Source organism: Inhella proteolytica (assembly GCF_016093275.1).
In the GTDB taxonomy this organism is placed as follows: domain Bacteria; phylum Pseudomonadota; class Gammaproteobacteria; order Burkholderiales; family Burkholderiaceae_C; genus Inhella; species Inhella proteolytica.
The window spans coordinates 362,702-379,646 of sequence record NZ_JAEDAK010000003.1 but is presented as its reverse complement, the minus strand read 5'-3'; the positions used below and the strand labels follow the sequence as shown (position 1 = coordinate 379,646).

General features: G+C 69.5%; 14 protein-coding genes and 2 tRNA genes. 8 read left to right on the top strand and 8 right to left on the bottom strand.

What is annotated here, in order from left to right; genetic code table 11:
- Positions 1–24 precede the first annotated feature (24 nt).
- From I7X39_RS06770 to I7X39_RS06755, 4 genes are read right to left on the bottom strand one after another with little or no spacing between them, the layout of a single operon-like run.
- Entirely contained in the window at positions 25–750 is a 726-nt protein-coding gene (locus I7X39_RS06770) for a substrate-binding periplasmic protein (protein ID WP_198110207.1), read from the bottom strand.
- A complete protein-coding gene (gene serB / locus I7X39_RS06765) occupies positions 747–1,451 on the bottom strand; it encodes a phosphoserine phosphatase SerB (RefSeq protein WP_198110206.1) in 705 nt (234 codons plus the stop codon). Before serB ends, I7X39_RS06770 begins: the two co-directional genes overlap by 4 nt.
- A complete protein-coding gene (mfd, locus tag I7X39_RS06760; RefSeq protein WP_198110205.1) occupies positions 1,448–4,900 on the bottom strand; it encodes a transcription-repair coupling factor in 3,453 nt (1,150 codons plus the stop codon). Before mfd ends, serB begins: the two co-directional genes overlap by 4 nt.
- A 58-nt stretch (positions 4,901–4,958) precedes the next feature.
- Entirely contained in the window at positions 4,959–5,540 is a 582-nt protein-coding gene (locus I7X39_RS06755) for a peroxidase-related enzyme (RefSeq protein WP_198110204.1), read from the bottom strand.
- Positions 5,541–5,611: 71 nt separating this feature from the next.
- On the opposite strand from I7X39_RS06755, the gene tolB reads away from it, so the two are divergent.
- From tolB to I7X39_RS06715, 8 genes are all read left to right on the top strand, one after another.
- Complete coding sequence (gene tolB / locus I7X39_RS06750; RefSeq protein ID WP_198110203.1) at positions 5,612–6,889, top strand: Tol-Pal system beta propeller repeat protein TolB; 1,278 nt, start codon at positions 5,612–5,614, stop codon at positions 6,887–6,889.
- Positions 6,890–7,046: 157 nt separating this feature from the next.
- Complete coding sequence (pal, locus tag I7X39_RS06745) at positions 7,047–7,571, top strand: peptidoglycan-associated lipoprotein Pal (RefSeq protein ID WP_198110202.1); 525 nt, start codon at positions 7,047–7,049, stop codon at positions 7,569–7,571.
- Positions 7,571–8,341: a tol-pal system protein YbgF gene (ybgF, locus tag I7X39_RS06740; protein WP_198110201.1), complete on the top strand. Its 771-nt coding sequence runs from the start codon at positions 7,571–7,573 to the stop codon at positions 8,339–8,341. The genes pal and ybgF overlap by 1 nt, the downstream gene beginning before the upstream one ends.
- 64 nt (positions 8,342–8,405) lie before the next feature.
- On the top strand, positions 8,406–9,521 hold the full coding sequence (locus tag I7X39_RS06735; protein WP_198110200.1) for a YeeE/YedE family protein: 1,116 nt from the start codon (positions 8,406–8,408) through the stop codon (positions 9,519–9,521).
- Complete coding sequence (locus tag I7X39_RS06730) at positions 9,511–10,284, top strand: tRNA threonylcarbamoyladenosine dehydratase (protein WP_198110199.1); 774 nt, start codon at positions 9,511–9,513, stop codon at positions 10,282–10,284. The genes I7X39_RS06735 and I7X39_RS06730 overlap by 11 nt, the downstream gene beginning before the upstream one ends.
- Before the next feature lie 43 nt (positions 10,285–10,327).
- Positions 10,328–10,403, top strand: a tRNA-Lys gene (locus I7X39_RS06725).
- Between the two features lie 27 nt (positions 10,404–10,430).
- Positions 10,431–10,506, top strand: a tRNA-Lys gene (locus I7X39_RS06720).
- A 222-nt stretch (positions 10,507–10,728) separates the two neighbouring features.
- Positions 10,729–12,672, top strand: coding sequence for a DUF1631 family protein (locus tag I7X39_RS06715; RefSeq protein ID WP_198110198.1), 1,944 nt, complete (start codon positions 10,729–10,731; stop codon positions 12,670–12,672).
- On the opposite strand, the gene I7X39_RS06710 is transcribed toward I7X39_RS06715, so the two are convergent.
- From I7X39_RS06710 to I7X39_RS06695, 4 genes are read right to left on the bottom strand one after another with little or no spacing between them, the layout of a single operon-like run.
- Positions 12,673–13,698: a S66 peptidase family protein gene (locus tag I7X39_RS06710; RefSeq protein ID WP_198110197.1), complete on the bottom strand. Its 1,026-nt coding sequence runs from the start codon at positions 13,696–13,698 to the stop codon at positions 12,673–12,675. It lies immediately after the preceding gene.
- Entirely contained in the window at positions 13,695–14,312 is a 618-nt protein-coding gene (locus tag I7X39_RS06705) for a M15 family metallopeptidase (RefSeq protein WP_198110196.1), read from the bottom strand. Before I7X39_RS06705 ends, I7X39_RS06710 begins: the two co-directional genes overlap by 4 nt.
- Positions 14,309–15,205 (bottom strand): LysR family transcriptional regulator, encoded by an 897-nt coding sequence (locus I7X39_RS06700; RefSeq protein ID WP_198110195.1) that lies wholly within the window; start codon positions 15,203–15,205, stop codon positions 14,309–14,311. The genes I7X39_RS06705 and I7X39_RS06700 overlap by 4 nt, the downstream gene beginning before the upstream one ends.
- Entirely contained in the window at positions 15,202–16,785 is a 1,584-nt protein-coding gene (locus I7X39_RS06695; protein WP_198110194.1) for an ABC transporter substrate-binding protein, read from the bottom strand. The genes I7X39_RS06700 and I7X39_RS06695 overlap by 4 nt, the downstream gene beginning before the upstream one ends.
- Positions 16,786–16,945 lie beyond the last annotated feature (160 nt).

Sequence of the window (16,945 nt, the reverse complement as noted above, 5' to 3'; positions counted from 1 at the left end):
TGAGAACTGCGGCGCGGCGGGTGTTCAGCTGCCGTAGCGGGCCAGGATGCGGCGGATCTCGCCCTCCCGCACCATCGCCGCCAGCTGCTGGTTGATGCCCTCGAAATCCAGCCGCGACTGCAGCGACTGGGCGCACTGCGCGGTGTAGCGGGCCACCGTCATCACCACGCGCAGGCGGCTCTTGGGGTGGCGCCGCACGTAGTCGCGCAGCGTCAGCTCCTCGCTGATCGCATACGCCATGCGGCCGGCGGCCAACTTGTCGAGGTTGGAGCGGGTGTTGAGCGCATCCTGCCGAATGAAGGGCAGTGGCTGGCCAGGCTCGGCCAACAAATGCGTGTAGCCGTAGCCGATCACGGTGCCGACCTGCTGGTTCTGCAGCTCGTCCAGGCGCTGGATATCGGGTGCCTCGGGCCGCGCGGCCACCACCTCGGCATTGGGCAGCACCGGCACGCTCCAGCGGTATTCGCCCTCCAGCCAACCCGGCAGCACGTAGCAGACCAGGTCGGCCTCGCCCTTGCGAAGCGTTTCGGACACGCGCCGGCTCGGCACCGGCAGGTAGCGCGGCTTGCGCTGCAGGCGCTCGGCCAGGCGGTCGCCGATGTCCTTGAGGATGCCGCCCTGCAGCAGGCCGCCGGCGCCAAAGCTGGCGATGGGCTCGGTATGGTTCGTCGGGGCGACGAACACGATCTCCTGGGCCTGCGCAGCGGCGCACAGGCAGCTGGCAAGCAGGAGGGCGCGCAGGCGGGTCATGCGATGTCCAGCGCCTCCAGCAGGCGCTCCAGCCCGCCGCTTTCGATCGACACGCGGGCCTGCTCGCGCACCCGGGGCTTGGCATGGAAGGCCACCGAGAGCCCGGCCGCGCCCATCATCGGCAGGTCGTTGGCGCCGTCGCCCACGGCCATGGCCTGCTGCGGGCTGCAGCCCAGGCGCTCGCAGTGTTCGAGCAGGAACAGGCGCTTCTGCTCGCCGTCCACCACATCGCCCCAGGCCTGCAGGCGCACCCGGCCGGTGAGCCGGCCGTCCACGACCTCGAGCTCGTTGGCGCGCACGAAGTCCATGCCCAGTTCGGCCGCGACGAAGCGCGTGAAGTGGGTGAAGCCGCCCGACACCAGGCCCAGCTTCAGCCCGGCCGCCTTCAGCGCCGTACACAGCTCGCGTGCGCCCGGGTTGAAGCGCAGGCGCTCCCGCAGCACGCGCTCCAGCAGGCTTTCGGGCTGGCCGGCCAGCAAGGCCAGCCGGCGGCGCAGGGATTCGCGGAAGTCGGTGATCTCGCCGCGCATCGCCGCTTCGGTGATGGCCGCCACCTGTTCGCCCACGCCGGCCAGGGCGGCGATCTCGTCGATGCACTCGATCGCGATCAGCGTCGAGTCCATATCGAAGGCGGCGAAGCGGAATTCGGCGAGGCGCGGGCGGGGGCCGCGCAGGATCAGGCCGGGGGCGATCTCGGTCATGCGGTGGCTTTCGGAGGGCCGATCAGGCGCAGCACCTCACGGACGCAGTGCGCACGGTCGGCCGGGTCGGAGAGGGATTTGTCGATGCGCAGCTTGTCATTGCCGACCAGCTTGATGGACGGGTTCTTCTGCACCAGCTGGATCACCTTGATCGCCTCGATCGGCGGGTTGGGCTTGAACAGCACATTGATGACGCCCGGCGCGGCGTCGATGCGCGTCACGCCATGGGCTTGCGCCAGCACGCGCAGGCGGTGCGTGTCGAAGAGGGTCTGGCCCTGCGGCGGCAGGGTGCCGAAGCGGTCGGTGATCTCCTCCAGCAGCGCGTCGATGTGCTCGGCCTTGCTGGCGCTGGCCAGGCGCTTGTAGAGCGACAGGCGCGTCTGCACATCGCCGCAGTAGGCGTCGGGCAGCAGCGCGGGGGCGAAGAGGTTGATTTCGGTGACGGCGGCCAGCGGGTTGGCCAGGTCCGGCTCCTTGCCGCTCTTGAGGGCGCGCACTGCCTCGGCCAGCATGTCGTGGTAGAGCTGATAGCCCACCTCCATCATGTTGCCGCTCTGCTTCTCGCCCAGCACCTCGCCGGCGCCGCGGATCTCCAGGTCGTGCATGGCCAGGTAGAAGCCGCTTCCCAGTTCCTCCATGGCCTGGATGGCCTCCAGGCGCTGCGCGGCCTGCTTGGTCAGGCCCTCGAGGTCCGGCACCATCAGGTAGGCATAGGCCTGGTGGTGGCTGCGGCCCACGCGGCCGCGCAGCTGGTGCAGCTGCGCCAGGCCGAACTTGTCGGCGCGGCTGATGACGATGGTGTTGGCCGAAGGCACGTCGATGCCGGTCTCGATGATGGTCGAGCACAGCAGCAGGTTGTGGCGCTGGGCCACGAAGTCGCGCATCACCTTTTCCAGCTCGCGCTCGGGCATCTGGCCGTGCGCCACGGCGATGCGCGCCTCGGGAATCAGCTCTTCCAGCGCCTGGCGGCGGTTCTCGATCGTCTCGACCTCGTTGTGCAGGAAGTAGACCTGGCCGCCGCGCTTGAGTTCGCGCAGCACGGCCTCGCGGATCACGCCCTTGCCCTCGTTGCGCACGAAGGTCTTGATGGCCAGGCGGCGCTGCGGCGCGGTGGCGATGACGCTGAGGTCGCGCAGGCCCTCCATCGCCATGCCCAGCGTGCGCGGAATGGGCGTGGCGGTCAGCGTCAGCACGTCCACTTCGCTGCGCAGGGCCTTCATGGCCTCCTTGTGGCGCACGCCGAAGCGGTGTTCCTCGTCAATGATGACCAGACCGAGGCGCTTGAACTTGGTGTCGGGGCTGAGCAGCTTGTGGGTGCCCACGACGATGTCGATGCTGCCGTCCTCCAGCCCCTGCTGCGCGGCCTTGATCTCCTTGGCGGTGCGGAAGCGGCTCATCTCGGCCACCTTCACCGGCCACTGGCTGAAGCGGTCGCTGATGTTCTGGGCGTGCTGCTCGGCCAGCAGGGTGGTGGGCGCCAGCACGGCCACCTGCTTGCCGCCCATCACGGCCACGAAGGCGGCGCGCAGGGCGACCTCGGTCTTGCCGAAACCCACGTCGCCGCACACCAGCCGGTCCATCGGCCGCGGGCTGATCAGGTCCTGCACCACGGCGTGGATGGCGGCGCGCTGGTCCGGCGTTTCCTCGAAGCCGAAGCTGGCGGCGAAGGCCTCGTAATCGTGCGGGCTGTAGCGGAAGGCGTGGCCCTCGCGGGCGGCGCGGCGGGCGTAGAGGTTCAGCAGCTCGGCGGCGGTGTCGCGCACCTGCTCGGCGGCCTTGCGCTTGGCCTTTTCCCATTGCCCCGAACCCAGCCGATGGAGTGGTGCTTCCTCGGCGCTGACGCCGGTGTAGCGCTGGATCAGGTGCAGCTGCGCCACCGGCACGTAGAGCACGGCATCGTCGGCATACACGAGGTGCAGGAACTCCGAGTTCCCTTGCCCCAGGTCCATGTGCTTCAGGCCCTGGTAGCGGCCGATGCCATGGCTGACATGCACCACCGGGTCGCCGATCTTGAGCTCGCTGAGGTCCTTGATCAGCGCGTCGACATTGCTGGCCTGCTCCTGGCGCCGGCGGCGGCGCGTGGCCGGGGCGGTGGCGAAGAGCTCGGTCTCGGTCAGCAACTGCAGTTGCCGCTCGCCCTCGATCCAGAAGAAGCCCTCGGCCAGGGGCGCCGCCAGCAGCGCGAACTTCTCGCCCGAGTCGTCGAACTCCTGCAGGGTCTTGAACGAGGGCGCGTCGAGCTTGTGCTCGCGCAGCAGGTCCAGCAGGCTTTCGCGCCGGCCTTCGCTCTCGGCCAGCAGCAGCACTTTGTGCGGGGTGCTGTCCAGGTGCCGGCCCAGCTTGGCCAGCGGCTCCTGGGCGCCGCGCTCGATGCTCAGGTCCGGCAGGGGGCGGGCGAAGTCCACCGCCTCGCGCTGGTTCAGCGTCAGCACCGCCAGCGGGTGGGTGCAGGCGAACAGCTCTTCGGGGCGCAGGAAGATGGCTTCCGGCGGCAGGATTGGGCGCTCGGGGTCGGTGGCGAGCAGCTTGTGGCGCTCGCGCGTGTCCTGCCAGAAGCGCTGCAGCGCTTCGTCCACGGCGCCCAGCAAGGCCACGGCAGCCTGCTTGCCGAGGTAATCGAAGAAGGTCGCGGTCTGCTCGAAGAACAGCGGCAGGTAGTACTCGATGCCCGCGCCGGCCAGGCCTTCGCCCATGTCCTTGTAGAGCCGCGCCTTGCTCGGGTCGCCGTCCATCGCTTCGCGCCAGCGGCTGCGGAACAGCTGGCGCGAGGCCTCGGTCATCGGGAACTCGCGGCCGGGCAGCAGGCGCACCTCGGGCACGGGGTAGAGGCTGCGCTGGCTGTCGGGGTCGAACACGCGGATCGAGTCGATCTCGTCGCCGAACAGGTCGACCCGGTAGGGCACGGCCGAACCCATCGGGAACAGATCGATCAGGCTGCCGCGCACCGCGTACTCGCCGGGGCTCACCACCTGGCTGACATTCTGGTAGCCGGCCAGCAGCAGCTGGGCGCGCAGGGCCGCCTCGTCCAGGGCCTGGCCCTTCTTGAACTGGAAGGTGGTGCCGGCCAGGAAGCTGGGCGGGGCCAGGCGGGTCAGCGCCGTCGTGGCGGGCAGCAGCACGACATCAATCTCGCGCTGGCTGGCCGGCTTGCCCTGCGACTGCAGCAGCTGCCAGAGCGTGGCCAGGCGCTCGGAGATCAGGTCATGGTGGGGGCTGAAGCGGTCCCAGGGCAGGGTTTCCCAATCCGGGAACACGGCCACGCGCAGGCCCGGCGCGAAGAAGGGCAGTTCGGCTTCCAGGCGCTGGGTGTCGCCAGGGTCGGCGCAGACGATGGCAACCACGCGCTCCGTCTGCGCCTGGCAGAAGCGGGCGAGCAGCAGGGCATCGGCAGAACCCAGAGGGCGTGGCGCCTGGTGGCGCTTCCCCAGCGCAATCGAGGGCAGGAGCATGGTCACAGCAGAAATGACGAAAGCCCCGGACAGGGGCCGCGCCATTGTCGCAAGGGCTTCAGGCCCTGGCCTTGGGCACCCGCCCCATCAGATAGAAGTCTTCGTTGGGCATCAGCGAAATGCTGTTGGCGATGCGGTTGCTCATGCCGAACAGGCCGACGATGCTGGTGATGTCCCAGGCGTCCTCGTCGTCGAAGCCGGCGGCGTGCAGGGCGGCGTAGTCGGCCTCGCTGATGGATTGGGCGTCCAGGCAGACCTTCATGGCAAAGGCCAGCATGGCAGCCTGCCGGGACGTCACCTCGGCCTTCAACGGGTTGGTGGCGAGCTGATCCGCCAGCCGCGGCGCCTTGGTGTAGACGCGCAGGATGGCGCCATGCGCCACCACGCAGTACAGGCAGCGGTTGGCGCCGCTGGTGGCCACGATGATCATTTCCTTCTCGGCCTTGCTCAGGCCCCCTTCCCGCAGCAGCAGGGCGTCGTGGTAGGCCAGAAAGGCGCGCAGCTCGGCCGGCCGGCGCGCCAGCGCCAAGAAGACATTGGGCACGAAGCCGGCCTTCTCCTGCACCTCCAGGATGCGGGCGCGCAGGTCCTCGGGCAGTTCGGCCACGGCGGGCACGGGGTAGCGGCAGATGGCGGTCATGGCGGGCGTCCTTTCGGCAGGGATTGTGGTCGGGGTCACAATCGCGCCCGCCTTCCCAAGCTGTACCGCGCATGAGCCTGAACCCCCGCCTCAACCGTCGCCATCTGTTCGCCGCCCTGGGCGCCACCTGCCTGCCCGCCTGGGCCCAGTTCCGGGTCGAGATCTCCGGCGTGGGCGCCACCCAGCTGCCAATCGCCATCGGCGAGTTCCGCGACGAATCCCGCACCGGCGTGGCCGCCATCGTGCGCGCCGACCTGGAACGCAGCGGCCAGTTCAAACTGGTCGACGCCGGCCTCGCGCCGATCACCGAACTGAGCAGCCCCGCCTTCACCGACTGGCGCGCCAAGGCCGCCGACGCGCTGGTGGGCGGCTCCATCACCCGGCTGGCGGATGGCCGATTTGATGTGCGTTTCCGGCTCTGGGACGTGGTGTCGGGCAAGGATCTTGGCGGCGAGAGCCAGTTGGTGATGCAGGACGATCTGCGCCTGGCCGCGCACCGCATGGCTGATGCCATCTACCTGAAGCTGACCGGCGAGCGCGGCGTGTTTGCCACCCGTTTGGCCTATGTCACCAAGGCTGGCCGCCAGTACGCGCTGCGCATTGCCGACGCCGACGGCGAGGGCGGCCAGGTGGCGGTGACCAGCCCCGAGCCGCTGATCTCGCCGGCCTGGGCGCCCGATGGCCACACCATCGCCTACGTGAGCTTTCACACCGGCAAGGCGGTGGTCTATCTGCAGGACCTGGCCACCGGCCAGCGCCGCACCTTGGCGGACTTCCGCGGTACCAACAGTGCACCGACCTTCTCGCCCGACGGCCAGCGCCTCGCGCTCTCGCTCTCGCGCGACGGCGGCACGCAGCTCTTCATGATCAACCGCGATGGTTCCGGCCTGCAGCGCCTGGCGCGCAACCTGGCCATCGACACCGAACCCGTCTTCACGCCCGATGGACGCACGCTGTATTTCGTCAGCGACCGGGGGGGTGGCCCGCAGATCTACCGCATGCCCGTGGAGGGCGGCACGGCCGAGCGGGTCAGCTTCAACGGGCCCTACAACGTCAGCCCCGCCATCAGCCCCGATGGTCGCAGCCTGGCCTACGTGGCACGCCAGGACGGTGCCTTCCGCGTCTGCGTGATGGACCTCGCCAATGGCGGCGGCACGCGCGTCATCAGCGACACGGTGGACGACGAATCGCCCAGCTTCGCGCCCAATGGCAAGCTGCTCGTCTACGCCACCCGCTCGCAGGGCCGCGATGTGCTGATGACCTCGACCTTGGATGGCAAGGTCAAGGCCAAGCTCATCATCACCAGTGCCGATGTGCGTGAGCCCGCCTGGGGGCCGTTCGGCCGCTGAAGGCCACGGAGCCATGCCGTTTTTGCCCGATCTGTGCCGGAATCGGCAGGGGCCTGAATCCGGGTGCCAAGCCAAGCTGGCCCGAAATCCGCGACAATTACGGGTTTTCCGTCCCACCCACGCCGGTCCGCCGGCTTCATTCATTCGAGAGTTCGACATGACGATGTCCCGCTTTGCCCTGGCCGCCGTGGCCGCCGCTGTCCTCGCCGGTTGCAGCACCACCAAGCTGGAAGAGACCCCGAAGGCTCCGGTCGAAACCCGTCAGCCCACCCCGGCCCAGCCGGCCCAGCCGAAGGCCCCGGAATCGGCCGTCAAGACCGTTGACCTGGCTGCCGAGCAGCTGGCTGCCGTGGCCGACAAGCGCGTCATCTACTTCGACTTCGACAGCTATGTGGTGAAGGACGAGTTCCGCCCCACCGTTGAAGCCCACGCCAAGCGCCTGAACCTGATCAAGACCCAGAAGGTCAGCCTGGAAGGCCATGCCGACGAGCGCGGCAGCCGCGAGTACAACCTGGCTCTGGGCCAGAAGCGCGCCGAGGCCGTGAGCCAGCAGCTGGGCCTGCTGGGCGTGGCCGCCGGCCAGGCCGAGCCGGTCAGTTTCGGCAAGGAGCGCCCGGCTGTTCAGGGCACCGGCGAAGCCGTCTGGGCCAAGAACCGTCGCGTCGAAGTCAAGGACAAGTGATGCAACAGCGCCTGCGTCAGCTCTGTGCGGTTCTGGCCCTGGCCGGCGCACTGCCGGCGCAGGCCGCGCTGTTCTCCGACGACGAGGCGCGCAAGGCCATCCTGGAATTGCGCGCCAAGGTCACTGCGCTGGAGGAGGCGCAAAAGCGCCTGGCCTCCAGCCAGGACCTGCAGGATCAGCTGCAGACCCTACGTCGCAGCCTGCTCGAGATTTCCAACCAGAACGAGGCGTTGCGCGCCGAGATGGCCCGCCTGCGCGGCGCCAACGAGCAGCTCACGCGCGATCTGGCGGACACCCAGCGTCGCCTGAGCGACCAGCTGCAGGGCTTTGATGCCCGCATCAAGCAGTTCGAGCCGCAGAAGGTCTCGCTGGATGGCCAGGAGTTCAAGGTCGAACCCGAGGAGCAGCGCCAGTACGAGGCTGCGATGGGCCTGCTGCGCCGCGGCGAGTTCGCCCAGGCCGCCAGCGCCTACGAAAGCTTCCTGAAGCGCTTCTCGGCCAGCGGCTATGGCGCGGCGGTGCGCTTCTGGCTGGGCAATGCCCAGTACGGCCAGCGTGCCTACGCGCCGGCCATCGCCACCTTCCGCGAGTTTCTGAAGCTCAACCCCCAGCACCCGCGCGTGCCCGAGGCCCTGCTCGCCCTGGCCAATTGCCAGATCGAGCTGAAGGACAGCAAGTCGGCGCGCAAGACCCTGGACGAGCTCATCAAGGCGCACCCGGGCAGCGAAGCCGCCCAGGCCGCGAAAGAGCGCCGCGCCAGCTTGAAGTGAGGCCTCGCGGCCCGAACCCCACCCGGCCCGCCGCCTCTGCCGCGGGCCTTCTTTTTTGGCAGCGATGAACGAAGCTGAGCTGTTGACGCGCACCCAGCAGGTGCTGGCCCTGGGCTTTGGGCTCGGGGCGCTCTTGGGCGCGCTGGCCCAGCGCACCCAGTTCTGTGTGATGGGGGCAATCAGCGACGCCGCCTTGCTGGGCGAACGCGCCCGGCTGCGCCAATGGGTGCTGGCCATCGCCGTGGCGCTGATCGGCTTCAACCTGCTGGTGGCGGCCGGCTGGGTCAGCGCGGCGCAAACCGTTTACGGCGCGCGCACGCTGCTCTGGGTTTCGCATCCGGTCGGGGGCCTGCTCTTCGGCTTCGGCATGGTGCTGGCCTCGGGCTGCGGCACCAAGACCCTGGTGCGCGTGGGCGGCGGCAACCTCAAGTCCCTGGTGGTGCTGCTGGTGATGGGCCTGGCGGCCTTCATGACACTGCGCGGGCTGACCGCGGTGCTGCGTCACCATGGGCTGGACCGCTGGGTGATCGAACTGCCCACGGGCCAGGATCTGCCCAGCCTGCTCGCGCAGGCGCTGGGCCTGCCGGTACCGCAGCTGGCATTGGGCCTGGGGCTCGGCCTGGGCGTTCTGCTGCTGACCTGGGTGCTCCGCCACCCCGAAGGCCGCCGTGCGGAAGTGTGGATGGGTGGGGCAGGCGTCGGATTGCTGGTGTGCGCGCTGTGGGCGCTGAGCAGCCGCTTTGCCTTTGTGCCCGAGCACCCGGCCACGTTGGAGCCGGTCTATCTGGCCACCGCGGGCAACCGCCCGGAGTCCTTCAGCTTTGTTTCGCCCAGTGCTGGCCTGCTGGACTACCTGCTGTTCTTCAGCGACCGCAGCAAGACCCTGAGCCTGGGCGTGGCGGTGCTGCTGGGGGTGATCGCGGGCGCGGCGCTCAGCAGCCTGCTGCGGCGCGAGTTCCGCTGGGAAGGCTTTCGCCAGACCGAGGATCTGGCCAACCATCTGGTGGGTGCGCTGCTGATGGGCGTGGGCGGCGTCACCGCGCTGGGCTGCACCTTCGGCCAGGGCATCAGCGGCCTGTCTACGCTCAGCCTGGGCAGCCTGCTGGCCACCGCAGGCATCGTGCTCGGTGCGCTGGGTGCGCTGCGCTACCAACTCTGGCGGGCCGACCATGCAGGCTGAGGACCTGGAGCGCCGCTTCGGTGGCCTGCGCCGGCTTTACGGTGACCCCGGCTACGCGGCCCTGCGCGGGCTGCGCCTGGGGGTGGTGGGCCTGGGTGGGGTGGGCTCCTGGGCGGTGGAGGCCCTGGCGCGCAGCGGCGTCGCGGGGCTGACGTTGATCGACCTCGACCATGTGGCCGAGTCCAACATCAACCGTCAGGTGCAGGCGCTGAGCTGCAGCCTGGGGCAGCACAAGGGCGAGGCCCTGCGCGCACGCATCGCAGAGATCCACCCCGGCTGCGAGGTGCGCGTGATCGACGCCTTCGTCGAACCCGGCAACTGGCCGGACCTGTTGGAGGGCGCTCTGCTGGATGGCCTGATCGACGCCTGCGATCAGGTGCGTGCCAAGGCCAGGCTGGCGGCCTGGGCGCTGCAGCAGCGCAACGCGTTCGTCAGCGTGGGAGCGGCGGGCGGTAAGCAACGACCGGAGGCGCTGGAGCTGGCCGATCTGGCCGAGACCACGCACGACCCGCTGCTCGCTTCGTTGCGCGCCCGTCTGCGCCGCGAGCAAGCCGCGCCGCGGCAAGGGCGCATCGGGCTGCGCTGCGTGTTTTCGCGCGAGGCGGTGGCGCGGCCGGTTCAGGAGGGCGAGGCCTGCGCCGTGGATGGCAGCCTGAATTGCGCCGGCTATGGCTCCAGCGTGATGGTGACCGCCGCCTTTGGCATGGCCGCCGCTGCGGAGCTCATCCGGCAATGTTTGAAAGAAATTTCGACGCGCGCTTGAAGACTTCAAAAAGTATGCATATACTGACAGGCTTTCCTGACGCGGGTCGGTAGCTCAGTCGGTAGAGCAGCGGACTTTTAATCCGTTGGTCGCGAGTTCGAGTCTCGCCCGACCCACCACCGCCATAATGGCGGCCGGAAAATTCAGGGCTCTTAGCTCAGTTGGTAGAGCAGCGGACTCTTAATCCGTTGGTCGTAGGTTCGAATCCTACAGGGCCCACCAAAATACCTGAATGAAATCAACGGCTTGCACCGGAAACGGCGCAGGCCGTTGGTCTATTTGCGGCGCGCAAACTGCGGCCGGGACGAATTGCCGCGGCAAAGTGCATGGGCAGTCCGGGCTTGCGAAAAGCGCGCCGGAGAGGCTCGGCTAGAGTCATTCGCTTTGTGCGCGCCCTCTGGCGCGCGTGGGCGCCTTGCGGGCGCTTTGTTCAGAGCGATCGCGATGTCTGAATCCGAACTTTTTCAGCGCCACCTCGACCACATGCGGGCAGCCGCCCAGCCGGTGGCCGAGCAATGGCTGGCGGCCTGCGTGCGCAAGCTGGCGGAGCCCGTGATGGACCGCGCTGCTGCCCAGCCGGTGCTGGCCTTGATCCGCTCCGCGCATGCCCGCTGGGTGGGTGATCTGGCGACGCGCATCCGGCAGGGCATCACGGCGGCGCAGCTGAAGCGGCGGCCCGCCCCCGCGGCGGCGCGCCCGGCCGCACCGCGCAGCCTCAGCGATCTGACCCTGGTGGACGAGGACCAGGCCGAACGCGAGATCGAGGTCTCGCGCGTGATCCAGGTGGTGGACCTGGAGGCCGAATGGGTCTTGCGCGAACTGGTGGGCCTGGCCAGTGCCCTGCAGGTGGCGCATGGCGAACCCATGGGCCTGGCGCAGTACCCGGCCGGCCCGGCGGTGTACGCCCGCGCCTTCAGCGAGATGGCCCAGGCCATGCAACTTCCGCCGGTTCAACGCGCCGCCCTGATGCGGGCCGCCTGCGCGGGTGCGGCCGAGGTGCTGAAGACTGCCTACACCGAAGCGGCGCAGCAGATCCGCTCATGGGGGGTCGAGGAAGCGCGCTACCAGCGCAGTGCGGCGCCGGGGGGCAGCCAGGAGGCCCGTTTGGCCCTGGGGCCTTCGATGCAGCGCCTGCTGTCCAGCCCGAGGCTGCAAGCGGGTGGGGACGACCCCAGCGTGGCCCTGCTGGCGCGCCTGTTTCAGGAGATGCTGACCGACCCCCGGCTGAACGGCCCGATGCGCCGCGTGGTGGCGCGCTTGCAGGGCACGGTGCAGAAGACCGCGCAGCGCGACCGCAGCGTGCTGGCCAGCCAGGATCACCCGGTGTGGCAGCTGATCGAGCAGATTGCCAGCTATGCCGAGGAGCACGGCCAGCCCGAAGACGCCGCGGCCTCCGATTTCATGCAGTTCGTGGAGCCGCTGGTGGACCGCCTGGCCACCGGAGCGGCGCCGGGCCGGGAGGCCTACGCCCAGGCCTTGGGCGAGCTGCGCGGCTACGTGGCGCAGGACGAGGCGGCCGAGCTGGCTCGCGCGGCCGACGCACGCCGCCTGCTGGATCAGGCCGAGCACGAGGATGCGCTGCGGCCGGTGCTGCGCGAGCAGGTGCAGCTTTCCCTGCGCAAGGTGCCCCAGGTGGGTGAGAACCTGCGGCTCTTCCTGCTCGGCCCCTGGACGGATGTGATGGCGCATGCCGTCGTGCACCTCGGTGATGGCCACGCGGAGACGCAGGGCATGCTGTCCGCTGTGGACGAGTTGCTGTCCAGCCTGCAGCCGCTGCAGGACGCCGCACAGCGCCAGCGGCGCATGCGCGAGCTGCCCGGGCTGGTGGCCCGCCTGCAGCGCGGCATGCAGCTGGTGGGCATGTCCAAGGTGCGCGCCGAGGCCATGCTGGACGAGCTGATGGACGCCCATCGCAAGCTGCTGCTGCCCGCCGCCGCCGCAGGCCCGGCGCCGGCACCTGCGGAGCCGATCGCTCAGGCCGCGCCCGCTGGGCCGGACACCGACATCCAGTGGGACGACGACGACGCCTATCTGCGCGAACAGCCGGCCGACCGTTGGGGCCACAGCGACACCAATTTGGGCCATCTGCCCACCGTGCCCATGGGCCTGGATGCCGAAGCCGCCGGTGCGGCGGTGGCGCAGTGGGTCAAGGGCCTGCGCGAAGGCCAGCGCTGCAAGATCTTCCTGCAGGGTCAGTGGGTGACGGCGCGCCTGATGTGGCAGAGCGAGAACGGCGGCTTCTTCATGTTCTCGTCGCCGCTTGAAGGCGGCTCGCATTCGCTCACGCGCCGTGCGCTGGAGCGCCTGCGTGCGGAAGGCCTGGTGACGGATGTGGCCGAACCCAGTCTGCTGCAGCGCGCGGTGGACAGCCTGATGCAGGACCTCTGATCAGCCCACCGCGGGTTCCAGCAGCTGCAGCGTGCCGGCGTCGGCGTCGATCTCGGCCAGCGCCCCCACCGGCACGGTGAATTTGCGGCGGATGTGGCCGATCATGGCGCCGCGGTAGACGGGCACGTTCAGCGGCAGGAAGTACTCGTCGAACAGCTCGTCGAGCGTGAGCGCGCCATAGCCCTCGCCGGGCTCGCACTTGGTGAACTGACCCAGCACCACGCCCGCCACCTGGCTCAGCGCGCCGGTCAGGCGCAGGGTGGAGAGCATGCGGTCGACGCGGTAGATGTACTCGTTGATGTCTTCCAGGAACAGGATGGCGCCGCGGAAATCCGGCCAGTAGGCCGAGCCGGCCATGGCCGTCAGCACTGCCAGGTTGCCGCCCACCAGGCGGCCGCGCGCGCGCCCGCCGCGGATCGTCTGGATGCGGTCATTCGTCTGCACCAGGTGCTCGCCCAGCTCGCCCGTGGGGTTCTTCAGCAGCGGCGTGCCGGCCTGCATCACCAGCGCCCTGAAGTGCTCGACGCTGAAACCGTTCCATTGCGAGAGCGCGGTGGGGCTGTGGAAGGTGATCAGCCCGGTCTGCTGGTGGATGGCATTCACCAGCGCCGTCAGGTCCGAAAAGCCGCCGAAGAACTTGGGCGTGCGGCGGATCTGCGCGTAGTCGATGGCCGGCAGGATGCGCGTGCCGCCGCTGCCGCCGGTCAGCGCGATCAGGCCCTGCACGCCGTCGTCGGCGAAGAAGCGGTTGATGTCCTCGGCGCGCTGGGCGTCGGTGCCCGCCAAGTGGCCGTGGCGGGCGCGCAGGTGCGCACCCGGCTTGACCTTGAAGCCCAGCGCCTGCAGGGCCTCGGTGGCGATCTGAAAGGGCTCGCGCTCGTAGGTGGCGTGGGCCGGGCTGATGAGGCCGAGCGTGTCGCCGGGTTTCAGGCGCGGCGCCCGCAGCACCGGCCTCGATTCGGCAAAGGCGGGGAGGGCGGTGCCGGCCGCGGCCAGGCTCAGCAGATGACGGCGCGAAACGCTCATAGCACCCGGGGCAGTTGGGCGCGCACCTGGGTGCGGTCGCCGAAGTCGAAATGCCACCACTCGGTGGTGATGGGGTGAAAGCCGGCCTGGCGCATGGCGGCGCGCAGCCAGCCGCGCGCCTGCAGCTGCGCGGGCGTCAGGCGCCCCTGCGCCAGCAGCTCGGCCTCGAACTCGGGGTGGGAAAGGGCGTCCATCTCGTCGAAGCCCGAGCCCATGTCCAGCTCCTGGCCTTGTGCGTCCAACAGGGTCACGTCCACCGCCATGCCGAAGCTGTGGATGGAGCCGCGCTCGGGGTGGGCCAGGTAGATGGCCAGCGGCGTGCCGGCCAGCTCCTGGTAGAGCGCCTCCTGCACGCGCTGCGGGCGCAGGGCGTCCAGCACGCGCAGGCGCAGGCCGGGTTGCCGGGCATCCAGCCAGGCGGCGGCCTGCTGCAGGCCGGTGGCGGCTTCGCGGCGCAGCCAGGCGCAGTCCAGCCCGCCGTAGACGGCGCGGCCGACGAAGTTGTCGCGCGTGGCGTAGCGCAGGTCCAGGTCCAGTTCGGGCAGGCTGAGCAGGTGCACGAAGTCCGGATGGCCGGGCACGTCCTCGCAGAGCAGGGTGAGCGGCGCGCTCATAGCGTGGCCAGGCTGGCGCGCGTGGCGTCGGCAATTTGCTTCACGAGCTTGCGGCCCACCTGGGGCAGGGGCGCGTTGGCGGCGCTCAGCAGCACCAGGTTCACCGGCGCGCTGGGCTTGAGCGGGCGCACGCGCACGCGGCTGCGGTCGGCTGCGGTGGCGGTGAAGGGGTCCACCACGGAGAGGCCCAGGCCGGCCTCGACGAGCGAGCGAGCCAGCTGGTAGGTCTGCACGGTGAAGCGGCTGCGCGGGTGCAGGCCGGCGGCTTCGAAGCCGGCCATCAGCTGGCTGCCCAGCGGGTCGTCCTCGGCCATGGCGATCAGTTCGCTTTCGATTTCAGTCAGCGCCAGCGGACCTTCGGCCTGGGCCTCGGGGCTGCCCAGCGGGCACAGGGCCATCAGCGGGCCGCTGGCCAGCACCTCGGCCTTGATGCCGGGGTGGCGCGGGTCCTGCAGGCTCAGGCCCAGGTCGGCCTCGCCCACCAGCAGGGCGCTGACGATCTCGCGCGTGTGGTGCGTGGCCAGGCGGCAGTGGTTGTTCGGGAAGGCCTTGGCCCAGGCGGACATGGCCGCTGGCAGCACCGAAGCGCCGAGGGCCGGGGTGGCCATTACGCGCAGGGATTCGGACTCGCCGGCGCGCAGGCTGGCGGCCAGGCGGCGGATGCCGATCAGGTCGCGGTTGAGCTTGTCCACCTCGACGAACAGGCGCTGCGCCTCGGGCGTGGGCACCAGCTTGCCCTTGACGCGGTCGAACAGCGGCAGGCCCAGTTGCAGCTCGGCGTGCTGCAGCACCTTGGTGACGGCGGGCTGCGAGATGTGCAGCACCTGCGCCGCGCCGCTGATGGAGCCGGCCTGCATGATGGCGTGGAAGACCTCGATGTGCCTGAGCCTCATTCCCTGAACACCCCTTCGAAATCGACGCTGCCGTTGGGCGCCATCGTGAAGCCGCGCACGTCCTGGCGCACGGGAATGTAGATCGTGGAGTGCGCCATGGTGATCCAGGGACGCTCGCGCTTGAAGATCTCCTGGGCCTGCTCGTACAGGCGCATGCGCGCCTGCGGGTCGGTGGTGGCGCGGGCCTGGTCGATCAGGCGCTCGAACTCGGGGTGGCAGAACTTGATGCCGGTCTTGTTGGCGGCGCAGCTGAGGTTGGGGGTGAGGAAGTCGTCGGCGTCGCCGCTGTCGCCACTCCAGCCGCTCATGTAGACGTCGTGCTCGCCCTTGTTGGCGCGCTTCAGGTACTCGCCCCACTCGTAGGTCTTGATGCGCGCGCGCACGCCGATGCGCGCCCAGTCCTGCTGGATCAGCTGCGCCATCAGCTGGCCATTGGGGTTGGTGGGCCGCGCCACCGGCAGGGCCCAGAGGTCCAGCTCGAAGCCCTGGCCCAGGCCCGCGTCGGCCAGCAGCTGGCGCGCCCGCTCCGGGTTGAACTCGTTCTTCAGGCCTTGGTGGAAGCCGGGAATGGCGGGCGGGAAGGCGCTCACGGCCTGCAGGGCATCGCCGCGCGGGAACAGGGCCTTGAAGATGGCGTTGCGGTCCACCGCGATGTCCAGCGCCTCGCGCACGCGGCGGTCGGTCAGTGGCGCCTTCTTCAGGTTGAAGGCCAGGTAGGAGATGTTCAGCGCCTGGATCTTTTCCAGGCGCACGCCGGGCCGCTTCATGACCGAGGCCACATCCACGTCCCGGATCGGGCTGGTGACCTGGCATTCGCCGGCAATCAGCTTCTGCACCCGCACCGCCGGCTCGCGGCTGATGCTGTACAGCAGCGCCGGCGTGCGCTGCTGGCCGCCCCAGTAGCCGGGGTGGGCCTGCATGCGCACCACATGGTCTTTTTCGTAGCGCTTGAACTGGTAGGGCCCGGTGCCCACCGGTAGGCGGTTGATCTGCGCCGCCTGGCCTTGGCGCAGCAGCTGCGCACCGTACTCGGCCGACTGGATGCCGGCAAAGCTCATCGCGAAGGTGCTCAGGAAGGTGACGTTGGGCGCGCGCAGCGTGAAGCGCACGCGCAGCTCGTCCAGCTTCTCGATCGAGGCGATCTGCTTGGCCAGGCCAAGGTTCTGCGGGTAGATGAAGTTGGCCGGGAAGGCCTGGTTGAAGGGGTGCTGCGGGTGGATGAAGCGCTGGTAAGTGAACAGCACGTCATCGGCATTGAAGGCTCGCGTGGGCGTGAACCAGGCCGTGCGGTGGAACAGCACGCCGGGGCGCAGGGTGAAGGTGAACACCGTGGCGTCGGGCGAGACCTCCCAGGCCGTGGCCAGCTTGGGGATGAGCTCGGTGCCGCCGCGCTTGAAGCCCAGCAGGCCCTGGAACATCTGGTTGTTCACATTGCTGGTGCTGCTGCTGTCCCACAGGCCGGGGTCGAAGCCCTCGGGGCTGGCGTCGGCGCAATAAACGAGAGGTTTGGCGGCGAGGGCAGGGCTGGCCCAGGCGGTGAGGGCGGTCAGAAACAGCAGCAGCGGGAGCAGGGGGCGCATGCGCGCGATTGTGGTCAGGCACCGGCCCCGTTTCGCTGCCAAGCACCGCGCGGGCCATAACCCCAGGCTATGAAGGGACTGGGGCTTGACCCTGCACCGGCTCCAGGCTTTCCACTCGCCTTCTCTGGCTTGATCTGCGACAGGGCCATCCCGCCCGCCC